Raw genomic sequence first — 12,745 nt, 5'->3', positions numbered from 1 at the left:
CTCATGGTGCCGTAACGTGGCAAGACGGCAGTGATTAGCTGCTCTCAGGATTAGCTTTCTGTTACCCTTCATTTAAAGCTTCTTTCAGCCATATGGAAGCTTCTCTCTATAAATGGACTGTAACGTACTTGTTCCGTCATTGATTTAATGTATTATATGACTAAATATAATAGAATTCTCTTAAGTTTGTCAATGTAGATAATCATTTATATTGGATTAATTACTTATTAATCATAAGTATTCTACTATTCATTCTTAACAGCCTTTTCATATAGTATGCATTTATTAATAAATCGGAATCTCCTTATAAGAATAATTTATAAAAATTTCTAAATATTACTTTTTTTGTTATAATTAAATTATTGTTAATAAAATAAAGGAGCGATCACAATGACAACCTTACTTAGCAAAGCTAAAAACATATTAGCGACTGACGAAACGATATTATTTTACGCAGCATGTTCATTAGACATATTTATTTATCGTTCCGTCGCAAGGCCAGGATTGCTAATTTTAACGAACAAAAGGCTATTCTTTTATGGGCCAGATGTAAGTAAGAATCCAATATTTGAAGAGTACTCTTTCGCAAAAATTTCTAATCTAAAAGAACAAAAGCGTCTTTTCAACAATCAAATTGTATTTATGTATGATAACGAATGGAAAAAAATAAAACATATTCAAACAAATGATGTGAGCTCCCTCGTTCAAAAGATACACGAGCAGCTTTCTAAATAAATATATGATTAGCCCTCTATTTCTTACATAGAGGGCTTCTATACTTACACATCTTCTTTTTTCAAGAGCGGTCTCACATGAACAATGACAGTGCGAATAACTGCTAAAATCGGAACCGATATTAGCAACCCTACAATCCCAGCTACCTCTCCCCCAACTAGTAAGGCAAGCATAATAATAACGGGATGCATACGAAGTGACTTACCAACGATGTAAGGCGATAAAATGTTACTCTCCACAAATTGCAAAATCGCAATTGTGATCCCCGCCTTAATAAGTAAACTCGTTGATACTGTTGCTGCAATCATTAACGTCGGGATTGCTCCTAAAATAGGACCGAAGTACGGGATTATATCCGTTACCCCAATAATAATGCCAAGCAATAATGGATATTTCATACCGATAAACCAAAAAGAAAGAGCTGATACTCCCCCTAATACTAAACAAACAAATAACTGTCCTCGAATATAACTTCCAAGTGATTTATCAATTTCTTTCGCAAGCATTTGCCCCGTACCTCGCCATTTACTTGGGACTAGTTTCCAAAAGATATGATAAAACTCACCATAATCTTTTAATATGTAAAATACAATGAACGGTATTAAGAAAATAATGAGCAATGAATCGAGTACACCACGAGCTGTACTCATCACTTTATTTAAAAGCGCTTGAATCTTCGTTTCCACACCCACAAAAAGTTGTTTCACCTTTTCATGAATGAACGAAGGGAAATTCGCCGTTTGTTCTGTAACGCCATCCATCCACGAATCGTACATTTTTGTAAACTGCGGAAATTGTTCATTAATCTCTTGTAACTGTTTAATAACGACTGGTGTTCCTTTATAAATCCCATAACCAATTCCGCCAAAGAAAAGGATATAAATGAGCAAAATGGCAAGTGTACGGGGCATCCCTTCCTTATGAATTTTTTCAATTAAAGGGTGCAATAAATACGCAATAAAACACGCGATAAGAAACGGCGTGATTGCTACTTTAAATACAAAAATAATCGGTGCCCATAGCGGCTTAATTTTTAAAAAGACGAGCAGACAAAGAAAAACAAGTAACAATAATCCTAAACGATATATCCAAATGATTTTAAGATTCTTCACATGAAAAACCTCCTCCACCTTTATTTTGAAAATAAATGGGGTAGGTTATGTGCGAAACTTTTAAAATCTTTTCATACGGACCATACTGTTTTTTAAAGACGTACATATAAATAACATAACAAGGACAACCACCCCTGAGAATACAGCATGAATTAATATAATCAGGAGGGCTAATTATGGTTTTGTTTATGCTTGGATTATCAGCACTTTTTATGATTCTTGAATGGATTTGTATCGGGTTCGGTATTTGGAAGGGGTTCTTTATTCATTCCTCACGTAAAGAAAAAGCGAAGCAATTATGGCAGTATGGAATACTTGGCGTTGGCTGCTACGGTCTATCTTATCTTTTCTCAGAGATCGGACTTTTTTATTTGCATATGGGTGCATAAAAAAACTCCCTTGTCTACAAGGGAGTTTTTCACTTTATCGAAATGATTATAAGTAAGACTTAATCATCTTACGTGCTTTTTTCATATTGCGTTTTGAAAATACATCTTGCTTACGAGCATATTGATATGCTGCAGCTCCAACACCTAATGCGATTAATGAATTGCGTAGATTCAAAGTAAATCCCCCTTTTCGTTATCCGATCGTTCTTTCATTCTCATCAAATAAATCATCAAGAGAGCTTAGTGAACCATCTTCCTCAACTTGATGCGTATGGATTTTCCCCTTTGAAACCGATAATTCGATATAACAATTCCAGCAATAAAATTGGTTGACACCTATTTTTCCAATGTCTTTCCCTTTGCAATTTGGACAAATAAACATATGGCTTTCATCTCCTTACAGTCTCCCAGATTCTATTCGCCATTATGTCCAAACTGCATTCATTTATACATTTTACTGGAGCCTTTCAACGCTATGCGTTTGAAAGTTTCACTATATAATTTCACCTTGTTACATGAAATCATACGGTGAAATGTTTTCCACGTCCATTTCCTCGCCATTAACTGTGACCATCTGTACTTCTCCTTGTGATTCTTGCAAGCGACTAGCTAAGGTTGTTTGACGCATTGCATCATCAAGGCGATTTACACCAGATTGGAAAGCTGCTTCCTCTCCGCAAATAATAAGGAACTTCTTACTTCTTGTAATGCCCGTGTAAATTAAATTACGACGTAACATACGGTTGTAACTTTTCACGATTGGCATAATAACAATCGGAAATTCACTACCTTGTGATTTATGAATGGAACAACAATATGCATGCGTAATTTGATTTAAATCGGGCTTCGTATACGTTACCTCAATTCCATCAAATGAAACGATAATCATATCTTGTTGCTCAACGTTTTCTTTCGCATAAAACACCGAAACAATTTCCCCAATATCACCATTAAACACTTGGCTCTCCGGCTGATTCACGAGTTGCAGTACTTTATCGCCTCTTCGGTACACAACATCACCGTAAGCAATTTCTTTACTCTTTTCCCTCTTCGGATTAAATACTTGTTGCAGCGCTTCGTTTAATACATTAATACCAGCAGGCCCGCGGTACATCGGTGCTAATACTTGTACATCTCTTGCGCTAAAGCCTTTTGTTTTAGCATTTTCACAAACTTTTTTCACAACCTCAACAATTTGAGCTCCTGTACAGCCGATAAATGAACGATCTTTTTGATTTTGTGCTAAATCTGGTGGTAGAGTTCCATTTTTTATCGCATGGGCAAGTTGAATCACTGATGAGCCTTCCGCTTGACGATAAATTTCAGTAAGCTTCACTGTCGGAACTGCGCCTGCATTTAATAAATCTTTTAATACTTGTCCAGGTCCTACAGATGGCAACTGATCTTCGTCACCTACAACGATAACTTGAATGTTCGTCGGCAACGACTTAAATAGCTGATTTGCAAGCCAAATATCAACCATTGAAAATTCATCGATAATAAGGAGCTTACCTTGGACAGGATCCGTTTCATTACGCTGGAAAGATCCTTCTGGCGTCCAACCAAGTAAACGGTGAATTGTGCAAGCTGGAAGTCCTGTCGATTCACTCATCCGCTTCGCTGCTCTTCCTGTTGGAGCTGTTAATAGTATTGGAAATGGATTATCATCACTGTATTCATTCGGATTTAACGATAACCCGTGTAGTGATGCATACATTTCAACAATCCCTTTAATAACTGTTGTTTTCCCTGTTCCTGGTCCACCTGTCAATAACATCATCGGTTTATGAAGTGCCGTTTGAATTGCTTCTTGCTGAAACGGTGCATATTGTACGTTCAGTTGTTCTTCAATTTCACCTAACGTTTTTAACACTTCTGCTTCTGGAAATGAAGGTGTTTCTTCTTGATTCATAAGCCTGCGAATAGACTTTACAACACCTTTCTCAGAGTAGAATAACGTTGCTAAATACACTCGTTCTTCTTCTATGATGACTTTCCCTTCACTTTGCATCGTTTCAATACAACCTATAATATCTTCCTCAGTCACTCTTCCTTCTTGATTGTTTAAAAGTGACATCGTTTCTCTTACAAGTTGATCTTTCCTCATATAAACGTGACCAAGTTGTAATGAGACATTCTCTAATGTGTAAAAACATCCTGCGCGTACACGGTCGTCATGATTACCCGATATCCCTAACGCACGCCCTATATCATCCGCTCTTCCAAAACCAATCCCGTCCACTTCTTCGATAAGTTGATACGGATTATTACGAATCACTTCTAATGTCATCTCTTTATATTGCTGGTAAATCTTAATAGAAAGTTTCGTTCCAAAACCGTAGCCATTTAAAAAGCTCATTACTTTCTCTAGCCCTTGATGTTCAACAATTGTCTCATATATTTCCTGAGCCTTTTGTTTATTAACGACACCATTTAATGCCTCAGGGTCATCCATAATTTTAGAAATAGCATGTTCTCCGAGATGGTCCACAATTTTTTCAGCTGTACGCTTTCCTATCCCTTTAAATAAATCACTCGCTAAATATTGCACCATACCTGCTTTTGTTTGCGGCAATTCTTTTTTAAATGTTTCAACCATATATTGTTTTCCATACTTTGGATGGTCCTTAAAATGACCTGTCAATGTAAACACTTCATCTTCATGCATGCGGGGAAAATGACCGTTTATCATTACTTTCTTTTCGTCATACGTTTCATTCGTTTCAATGACTTTCATACTGACAACGGAATAGAGGTTTTCTTCGTTGTGGAAAATGGTATGAAGAACTTGCGCTTTTATAAACTTTTTCTCTTCCTCAAACAAATCCATTGCATGTTGATTTCCCATTTTTCCTCTCCTTTCCGGTATTTTCACTTTAATGAGCAGTACATCCCCCACCTTTTTAGATGAGGGATAACTACCCATTAAACTATATTTTTATCTTATTCAGCTTCTTGCTCTAACAAACGAACGCCATTACCCGCTAAAAAGTGATCTGGCTGAATTTCAGTTGCTTTCTTAAATAAAGCGAGAGCCTTCTCATTATTTTCCTCAAATACGTACGCAACACCTAAATTGTAATACGCATCTGCATGCTCCTCATCCATTTCTAATACCTTTTCAAAATAAGGTTTCGCCTCTTGAACGTGTTCTAATCGCGCGAAGCAAAGTCCGCACTGGAATACAGCTTCTACATCGTTTTCATCTAATTCTGTTGCTCTTTGTAAGAATGGTAGTGCAAGACGATCATTTCCAAGCTGTACATGTGTGATACCTAACATAAATGTTACATCAGCTGATTGTAATCCAGCTTGCATTGCTTGTTCAAATACAGCTTTCGCTTCAGTAAATTGCTCTTGGCCATAATATACATTTCCTAAACCATAATAGGCTGCTGCAGATTTATCATCTAACTCTAGTGCACGTTTATAAAATAAAATCGCTCGCTCGCTATCACCTAATACGTCTAATAAATTTGCAAAATTAATGTACCCAAGCGCATCTTTCGGATTTTCTTCGATTGCTTCTGTAAAATTTTTAGCTGCTTCTTCCCAGTTTCCTTCTTGCATATATTGAATACCTGTTTCAAGTTTGTTTGACATGTCCTTCACCTCTACAACAAATTATAACAAAGAATGTATTTTCCAAGCGAACGAAAATTCGCTTTATGTAAAAGAAACCTCTAACCGCTAATCGGCAGAGGCTTCTCATTTATCCTAAATAATCCAATTTCTTACCACTACGGTATACTTCATCAATTGTAGCACCGCCTAAGCACTCATCTCCATCATAGAAAACGACTGCTTGTCCTGGTGTAATTGCACGAATTGGCTCATCACAAAGAATACGAACTGTATTTTCATCAACGATTTGAACCGTTACTTTATTGTCTTCTTGACGATAACGGAATTTCGCCGTGCACTTAAATTCTGTTTCTTTTTCTTTGTTACTTACCCATCCTACATTCGTAGCAATAACTTCATCACCATATAGAAGTTCGTTATGGAATCCTTGATCAACATATAAAATGTTTTCTTTTAGATTTTTCCCAACAGCAAACCATGGATCACCATTACCACCAATTCCAAGGCCATGACGTTGTCCAATTGTATAATACATTAAACCGTCATGCTTCCCTTTCACTTCACCAGATAATGTTTGCATTACACCTGGTTGTGCCGGTAAGTAGTTACTTAAGAAATCTTTAAAGTTACGCTCACCAATGAAGCAAATACCTGTACTATCTTTTTTCGCCGCTGTCGCTAAGCCAGCTTCTTTCGCCATTTCACGAATTTGCGGTTTCTTTAATTCACCTAACGGGAACATTGTTTTTGATAATTGCTCTTGGCTTAATTGATTTAAGAAATATGTTTGATCTTTATTGTCATCAACACCGCGAAGCATTTTATATTCGCCGTCCATATAAGCAACGCGTGCATAATGGCCTGTTGCCACATAATCCGCACCAAGCGCAATTGCATGCTCTAAAAATGCTTTAAATTTAATTTCTTTATTACACATTACATCTGGGTTTGGTGTACGACCAGCTCGGTACTCATCTAAGAAGTACGTAAATACTTTATCCCAGTATTGTTTTTCAAAGTTTACTGCATAATACGGAATACCAATTTGGTTACACACTTCAATTACATCATTGTAATCTTCTGTTGCTGTGCAGACACCATTCTCATCTGTATCATCCCAGTTTTTCATAAAAATTCCGATTACATCATAACCTTGCTCTTTTAATAAAAGTGCTGCTACAGATGAATCGACGCCACCAGACATACCGATGACAACGCGTGTTTCGTGAGGTAGTTTGTTCATCATGTCACCTCCCATGCTAATTTTGTGTTAATCGCTTCACGATTTTCACTGTTTCGTACGCCGCTTTTTCAATTTGCTCTTTCGTATTTCCAAGTCCAAAACTAAAGCGTACGGATGAACGTATTTGATCGGAGTCTTTTCCAAACATCGCTACTAATACATGTGATGGATCAATCGAACCAGCTGTACAAGCAGAACCACTTGATACTGCAATGCCAGCTAAGTCTAAGTTCACAAGAAACGGTTCAATGTTCATTCCTGTAAAACTTACATTAAGTACATGCGGTAAGCGATGTTCTAAGTTTCCGTTTACCTCGAAAGTAATGCCTTCATTTTTGAAGACAGATACCATTATATCTTTAAACTCTTCATATTGGGCATTTTTTTGCTCACGAGTTTTTTCAGCTATAAGAATTGCATACTGAAGCCCAGCAATACTAGGCACATTTTCCGTACCAGCACGGCGTTTTCTTTCTTGCTCTCCGCCTATTAATAACGGTTCAAATTTCACATTTGCACCAGCGTATAAGAAACCTACACCTTTTGGCCCGTTAATTTTATGAGCTGAAATTGATAATAAATCAATACCAAACTCTTTCACATTAATTTCTACTAAACCGTAAGCTTGTACCGCATCTGTATGGAAATACGCTTGATGCTCTTTTAACAGCTTTCCTATTTCCACAATCGGTTGCATCGTCCCTACTTCATTATTCCCAAACATAACAGATACAAGAATCGTCTCTTCTGTTAATGCCTTTTGTATGTCAGAAACTTGAATGCGCCCTGTTTCATCGACAGGTAAATATGTCACTTCAAACCCTTCACGCTCTAACAATTCGCACGTATGCAAAATCGCATGATGTTCAATTTGCGTCGTTATAATGTGGTTACCTTTATGACGGTTCGCACGTGCTACACCGATAAGCGCTAAATTATCAGCTTCTGTACCACCGCTCGTAAATATAATTTCATTCGGATTCGCATGAATGCTGCGTGCACACACTCTTCTCGCCTCATCTACTGTGTGACGAGTTTGACGTCCATAAAAGTGAATACTAGACGGGTTCCCGAATATTTCTGTCATATATGGAATCATCTTTTCGACCACTTCTGGGTGAGTCGGAGATGTCGCAGCATGATCTAAGTAAATGCGTTCCATTAAATCTCCTTCTTTCCAAATCGTTTCACAAGGAATTAAATGTAAAACATATAGCCCCCGTGATTTTCTTCCTCATAACGTACTAAATCTTCTAACGTTGTACTATCTAACACTTCTTGCACCGCATCACGAACACGCATCCATAACTGGCGCTGCGCTGGCTCTTCTTCTTCTATCATTTCTACAACACTAATCGGTCCCTCTAATACACGGATTACATCCCCAGCTGTAATGTTAGCCGGTTGATCAGATAATACATATCCGCCATATGCCCCGCGCGTACTCTTTACAAGACGAGCGTTACGAAGTGGTGAAATTAATTGCTCTAAGTAATGCTCGGATAAGTCATGCGCCTGCGCAATTGATTTTAATGAAATCGGACCTTCACCAAACTTTTTTGCAAGATCAATCATAATTGTTAAGCCATAGCGGCCTTTCGTTGAAATTTTCATCTATTTTGCACCTCTTTTCAAATTTTCACTTCTATTGGTTATATCTTATTTATAAAAAGAACACAATTTAAAATCCTATGAAATTATAGCATAATATAGTATTATAAGAAATTTCAACTTGTGTATCAAAATGATAACATAAAATCACATTGAAAAACTCGGGAATTATTACAATTGAAAGAAAAATGAAAATATTATCCTTTATTTTTCCCATAAAACAGCATCCTATTTCAAATTTCGTAGAAAAAAATGATACGATAGAACGAGATTATATATTAAGGGAGACGGTCCAAATGAAACAACCACTCGCACATCGAATGCGCCCTACAAATATTCAAGAAATTATTGGGCAACAACATTTAGTTGGTGAAGGAAAGATTTTATGGCGAATGGTCCAAGCCAATCATTTTCAATCTATGATTTTATACGGTCCTCCAGGTACAGGAAAAACATCCATTGCCAGTGCAATTGCTGGAAGTACCGGTACCCCGTTTCGTCTATTGAATGCTGTTACTCACAATAAAAAAGATATGGAAGTTGTCGTACAAGAAGCGAAGATGCATCGACACCTCGTTTTAATTTTAGATGAAGTTCACCGTCTAGATAAAGCAAAGCAAGACTTTCTATTACCTCACTTAGAAAGCGGACTTCTTACTTTAATTGGCGCAACGACAAGTAATCCATTCCATGCAATAAACTCCGCTATTCGAAGCAGGTGTCAAATTTTCGAATTACACGCACTAACAGAAGATGATATTTTAATTGGGTTAAAAAGAGCTTTAGAAGATAAAGAAAAAGGCCTTGGAGAATATGCTGTAACGGTAACAGATGAAGCACTACATCACTTTGCAAACGCCTCTGGTGGTGATATGCGTTCCGCTTATAACGCACTTGAGCTTGCTGTATTATCTAGCTTTACTACAGACGATCAAGCGGCTGAAATCACACTCGAGATTGCGGAAGAATGCTTACAAAAGAAGAGCTTCGTTCACGACAAAGGCGGCGATGCTCATTATGACGTATTATCAGCATTTCAAAAATCAGTGCGCGGAAGTGATGTAAATGCAGCGCTCCATTATTTAGCACGCCTTATTGAAGCAGGTGATTTACAAAGTATTGGCAGACGCCTTCTTATTATGGCTTATGAAGATATTGGACTTGCTAGCCCACAAGCTGGACCACGTACACTAGCTGCAATTGAATCAGCTGAACGAGTTGGATTCCCAGAAGCACGCATCCCACTTGCAAATGCCGTTATCGAGCTATGCTTATCACCAAAATCAAATTCAGCTTATAAAGCACTCGATGCTGCATTACACGATTTACGCAACGGTCAAACAGGTGACATTCCAAGCCATTTAAAAGATAGTCATTACAAAGGCGCAGAATCACTTGGAAGAGGCATTGGATATTTATATCCACACGACCATCCAAACGGCTGGGTAAGGCAACAATACTTACCTGATAAAATAAAAAACAAGCAATATTATAAACCGAAAACGACAGGGAAATTTGAGCAAGCCCTTTCTACTGTTTATGAAAGATTACAAACTTCGAATAAAACGAAAAATAAAGGGTAACATAAACGAAAACGTCACCATTATGGAGGCTTCGCTTATGAAAACACGTCAAGATGCATGGACAAAAGAAGATGATCTCCTTTTAGCAGAAACTGTTTTACGACATATTCGCAGTGGAAGTACACAAATAAAAGCATTTGATGAAGTCGGCGATACGTTGAATCGGACTTCAGCAGCTTGCGGCTTTAGATGGAATGCTGAAGTAAGACCGAATTACGAAGATGCTGTGCAGCTTGCGAAGAAACAACGTAAAGAATTAAAGCGCTCTGAAGCTAAAATAGAAAAAAATCAGTTCACGAAAACGAAACAACTCGTAATCGATGCTGAGTTTTCTGAAGATATTACGCCAAGTAAACAAGAACTTACGATGCAAAATGTCATCTCATTTTTGCAAAACTTGGAGCATAATAACCCTTCACTCGCAAAGTTGCAAACTGAAAATGATGTATTACAAGCTCAGCTCACTTCTCTGCAAAAAACGAATCATGAACTTGAAACGAAATTAGCGGTACTCACAAAAAAACAACAAGCAATCGAAGAAGATTACGCGATGCTTGTTCGAATTATGGATCGTGCTCGAAAACTTGTTTCGGTCGAAGAGCAAGAAGAGCAAATTGCCCCGATTTTCAAAACCGATCAAAACGGGAATTTAGATATTATTTATTCTGCTGAGAATTAAAAACAGGGATGTCACTTTTTTAACTGAGTGACATCCTTGTTTGTTTTCGGTAAATCATATATATACATGTCGGTAAATGAAATTATATTAACGATTTTTCGAATATATCTATCGTAACTTGCAATATATCAACGATTTTTCGAATATATCTATCACAATTTGCAATATATCAACGATTCAATAAAGGATATCGATTTAACGACAAAGATTGACAATAACATTCCTCCTTGTCATACAAGGAAACTCCTAAAACGGATTAGATATTTTTTACTAAAATGTTATTATAAACATATACCTTTAAAGGGGGATGGTTGCTATTTCATTAATAATCTTCAAAATAACTCTTGGCCTTCTCGTCCTGACTTTAGCTCTTTTCACCATTAACAGTCTAAAAAAGACATCCGCCTATAAATCAGATAAATATGATTTTTACTTACTAACCTTACTTACATTTGAACTAGTAGTGATGCAAATTTCCATATTTCTTTAATACATATAAAAAAGCATATATCCAAAATGGATATATGCTTTTCTTTTATTCTTGCCCTACACGTTTCACTTCTACATTTTTAATACGTTCACGTACAACGTGACTTGCCATAATTAAGCCTGCCACAGATGGTACGAATGCATTTGATGAAGGCGGTAATTTCGCTTTACGAATTTTTGCATTTTCGTCTGGTACGATTTCTTTACGTACTTCTTCACGAATTACGATTGGGTTTTCGTCAGAGAAGACAACTTTTACACCTTTTTTAATACCCTCTTTACGAAGCTTCGTACGAATGACTTTCGCAATCGGATCTGTGTGTGTTTTAGAAATGTCCGCAATACGGAAACGAGTTGGGTCCATTTTATTTGCTGCACCCATACATGAGATAATTTTAATTTTACGACGTAAACATTGTTTAATTAAATGGATTTTGAACGTAATCGTATCAGATGCATCCACTACGAAATCTAAACCGTGTTTAAAAAACTCTTCATATGTTTCATCTGTATAAAACATTTCTAGTCCAATTACTTCACATTCCGGATTAATGTCTGCAATACGCTCTTTCATTAATTCTACTTTTGAACGTCCTACAGTAGATACTAAAGCGTGAATTTGACGGTTTACGTTTGTAATATCTACAACGTCTTTATCAACTAATACGAGACGTCCTACTCCAGAACGCGCTAACGCTTCAGCTGAAAATGAACCTACGCCGCCAATTCCTAAAATACCGACTGTACTATTTTTTAATATTTCAAGTCCTTCTTTACCGAAGGCTAATTCATTACGTGAAAATTGATGTAACATTCAGCTCTACACTCCTATTACAAAAATGGTCTACCATGTATTCTAGCGTTTTTCCGACTATTTGTATAGAAAAAGTTATAGAATTCCTAAAAATACATATTTCGAAAATGAAAACATAGACCAGAATTTCATTTCTTCCTAAATACACGTTTAAAAAAGAGGATTCAGAGAACCGAGGAGATCGAGGCGCTGAAGCCAGGAGGAGCGCAGTGTAGAAATACTACTCGAGCACCGGACTAGCGAAGCAACGATGAGATGCGACAGTTATCTGAACCGGACTTTTTAAACTTCCTTTCAATACACGTTTAAAAAGGAGGATTTAGAGAACCAAGCAGATCGAGGCGCTGAAGCCAGGAGGAGCGCAGTGTAGAAAAATACTACTCGAGCACCGGACTGGCGAAGCAACGATGAGATACGACAGTTATCTAAACCGGACTTTTTAAACTTCCTTTCAATACACGTTTAAAAAGGAGGATTTAGAGAACCAAGCAGATCGAGGCGCTGA

General features: G+C 37.1%; 13 protein-coding genes and 1 other annotated feature (1 of these 14 cut by a window edge). Of the genes, 4 read left to right on the top strand and 9 right to left on the bottom strand.

Annotated features, from left to right (window positions below; all coding sequences use genetic code 11):
* Positions 1–149 (bottom strand) — a binding site (T-box leader); it reaches 71 nt to the left of the window's first position.
* Positions 150–390: 241 nt separating this feature from the next.
* The gene (locus tag AB6801_RS08480) at positions 391–735 is read left to right on the top strand and encodes a PH domain-containing protein (RefSeq protein WP_000209579.1); all 345 of its coding nucleotides are present in this window, start codon (positions 391–393) and stop codon (positions 733–735) included.
* A gap of 44 nt (positions 736–779) precedes the next feature.
* Here AB6801_RS08480 and AB6801_RS08475 read toward each other — a convergent pair whose 3' ends face one another.
* The gene (locus AB6801_RS08475; protein WP_000793128.1) at positions 780–1,847 is read right to left on the bottom strand and encodes an AI-2E family transporter; all 1,068 of its coding nucleotides are present in this window, start codon (positions 1,845–1,847) and stop codon (positions 780–782) included.
* A gap of 176 nt (positions 1,848–2,023) precedes the next feature.
* On the opposite strand from AB6801_RS08475, the gene AB6801_RS08470 reads away from it, so the two are divergent.
* A complete protein-coding gene (locus AB6801_RS08470; RefSeq protein WP_000242535.1) occupies positions 2,024–2,236 on the top strand; it encodes a hypothetical protein in 213 nt (70 codons plus the stop codon).
* A gap of 46 nt (positions 2,237–2,282) precedes the next feature.
* On the opposite strand, the gene AB6801_RS08465 is transcribed toward AB6801_RS08470, so the two are convergent.
* The 7 genes from AB6801_RS08465 to cymR all read right to left on the bottom strand — a co-directional run bounded on the left by AB6801_RS08465 (position 2,283) and on the right by cymR (position 8,678).
* Positions 2,283–2,411, bottom strand: a complete 129-nt coding sequence (locus AB6801_RS08465; protein ID WP_001053553.1) for a YrzQ family protein — start codon at positions 2,409–2,411, stop codon at positions 2,283–2,285.
* 18 nt (positions 2,412–2,429) lie between these two features.
* A complete protein-coding gene (locus AB6801_RS08460) occupies positions 2,430–2,618 on the bottom strand; it encodes a hypothetical protein (protein ID WP_000469281.1) in 189 nt (62 codons plus the stop codon).
* A gap of 129 nt (positions 2,619–2,747) precedes the next feature.
* Positions 2,748–5,084 carry an SF1B family DNA helicase RecD2 gene (gene recD2 / locus AB6801_RS08455; protein WP_000528086.1) on the bottom strand — a complete coding sequence of 779 codons (2,337 nt, stop codon included), beginning with the start codon at positions 5,082–5,084 and terminating at the stop codon, positions 2,748–2,750.
* A 95-nt stretch (positions 5,085–5,179) separates the two neighbouring features.
* Positions 5,180–5,839, bottom strand: a complete 660-nt coding sequence (locus tag AB6801_RS08450; protein ID WP_000066409.1) for a tetratricopeptide repeat protein — start codon at positions 5,837–5,839, stop codon at positions 5,180–5,182.
* A gap of 109 nt (positions 5,840–5,948) precedes the next feature.
* Positions 5,949–7,064 carry a tRNA 2-thiouridine(34) synthase MnmA gene (gene mnmA, locus AB6801_RS08445; RefSeq protein ID WP_001038010.1) on the bottom strand — a complete coding sequence of 372 codons (1,116 nt, stop codon included), beginning with the start codon at positions 7,062–7,064 and terminating at the stop codon, positions 5,949–5,951.
* A 16-nt stretch (positions 7,065–7,080) separates the two neighbouring features.
* Positions 7,081–8,226: a cysteine desulfurase family protein gene (locus AB6801_RS08440; protein WP_000439893.1), complete on the bottom strand. Its 1,146-nt coding sequence runs from the start codon at positions 8,224–8,226 to the stop codon at positions 7,081–7,083.
* Positions 8,227–8,261: 35 nt separating this feature from the next.
* On the bottom strand, positions 8,262–8,678 hold the full coding sequence (cymR, locus tag AB6801_RS08435) for a cysteine metabolism transcriptional regulator CymR (protein WP_000704116.1): 417 nt from the start codon (positions 8,676–8,678) through the stop codon (positions 8,262–8,264).
* Positions 8,679–8,971: 293 nt separating this feature from the next.
* On the opposite strand from cymR, the gene AB6801_RS08430 reads away from it, so the two are divergent.
* Complete coding sequence (locus AB6801_RS08430) at positions 8,972–10,258, top strand: replication-associated recombination protein A (protein ID WP_000812919.1); 1,287 nt, start codon at positions 8,972–8,974, stop codon at positions 10,256–10,258.
* 37 nt (positions 10,259–10,295) lie between these two features.
* Positions 10,296–10,937: an RsfA family transcriptional regulator gene (locus AB6801_RS08425; RefSeq protein WP_000857722.1), complete on the top strand. Its 642-nt coding sequence runs from the start codon at positions 10,296–10,298 to the stop codon at positions 10,935–10,937.
* A 535-nt stretch (positions 10,938–11,472) separates the two neighbouring features.
* Here the strand turns inward: AB6801_RS08425 and AB6801_RS08420 are convergent.
* Positions 11,473–12,240 carry a tRNA threonylcarbamoyladenosine dehydratase gene (locus AB6801_RS08420; RefSeq protein WP_000903182.1) on the bottom strand — a complete coding sequence of 256 codons (768 nt, stop codon included), beginning with the start codon at positions 12,238–12,240 and terminating at the stop codon, positions 11,473–11,475.
* Positions 12,241–12,745: the final 505 nt, after the last annotated feature.

Origin of the sequence: Bacillus sp. RCC_6_1 (genome assembly GCF_041360755.1) — a bacterium.
GTDB lineage: Bacteria > Bacillota > Bacilli > Bacillales > Bacillaceae_G > Bacillus_A > Bacillus_A cereus.
Note: the sequence above shows the minus strand (reverse complement) of the source record. Positions and strands in the feature narration are given on the sequence as shown.

Excerpts from the sequence above, each read along its gene's own strand:
- mnmA (WP_001038010.1), bottom strand. The coding sequence starts at position 7,064 with ATGAACAAACTACCTCACGAAACACGCGTTGTCATCGGTATGTCTGGT.
- recD2 (WP_000528086.1), bottom strand. The coding sequence starts at position 5,084 with ATGGGAAATCAACATGCAATGGATTTGTTTGAGGAAGAGAAAAAGTTT.
- AB6801_RS08460 (WP_000469281.1), bottom strand. The coding sequence starts at position 2,618 with ATGTTTATTTGTCCAAATTGCAAAGGGAAAGACATTGGAAAAATAGGT.
- AB6801_RS08425 (WP_000857722.1), top strand. The coding sequence starts at position 10,296 with ATGAAAACACGTCAAGATGCATGGACAAAAGAAGATGATCTCCTTTTA.
- cymR (WP_000704116.1), bottom strand. The coding sequence starts at position 8,678 with ATGAAAATTTCAACGAAAGGCCGCTATGGCTTAACAATTATGATTGAT.
- AB6801_RS08420 (WP_000903182.1), bottom strand. The coding sequence starts at position 12,240 with ATGTTACATCAATTTTCACGTAATGAATTAGCCTTCGGTAAAGAAGGA.
- AB6801_RS08480 (WP_000209579.1), top strand. The coding sequence starts at position 391 with ATGACAACCTTACTTAGCAAAGCTAAAAACATATTAGCGACTGACGAA.
- AB6801_RS08450 (WP_000066409.1), bottom strand. The coding sequence starts at position 5,839 with ATGTCAAACAAACTTGAAACAGGTATTCAATATATGCAAGAAGGAAAC.
- AB6801_RS08440 (WP_000439893.1), bottom strand. The coding sequence starts at position 8,226 with ATGGAACGCATTTACTTAGATCATGCTGCGACATCTCCGACTCACCCA.
- AB6801_RS08470 (WP_000242535.1), top strand. The coding sequence starts at position 2,024 with ATGGTTTTGTTTATGCTTGGATTATCAGCACTTTTTATGATTCTTGAA.
- AB6801_RS08430 (WP_000812919.1), top strand. The coding sequence starts at position 8,972 with ATGAAACAACCACTCGCACATCGAATGCGCCCTACAAATATTCAAGAA.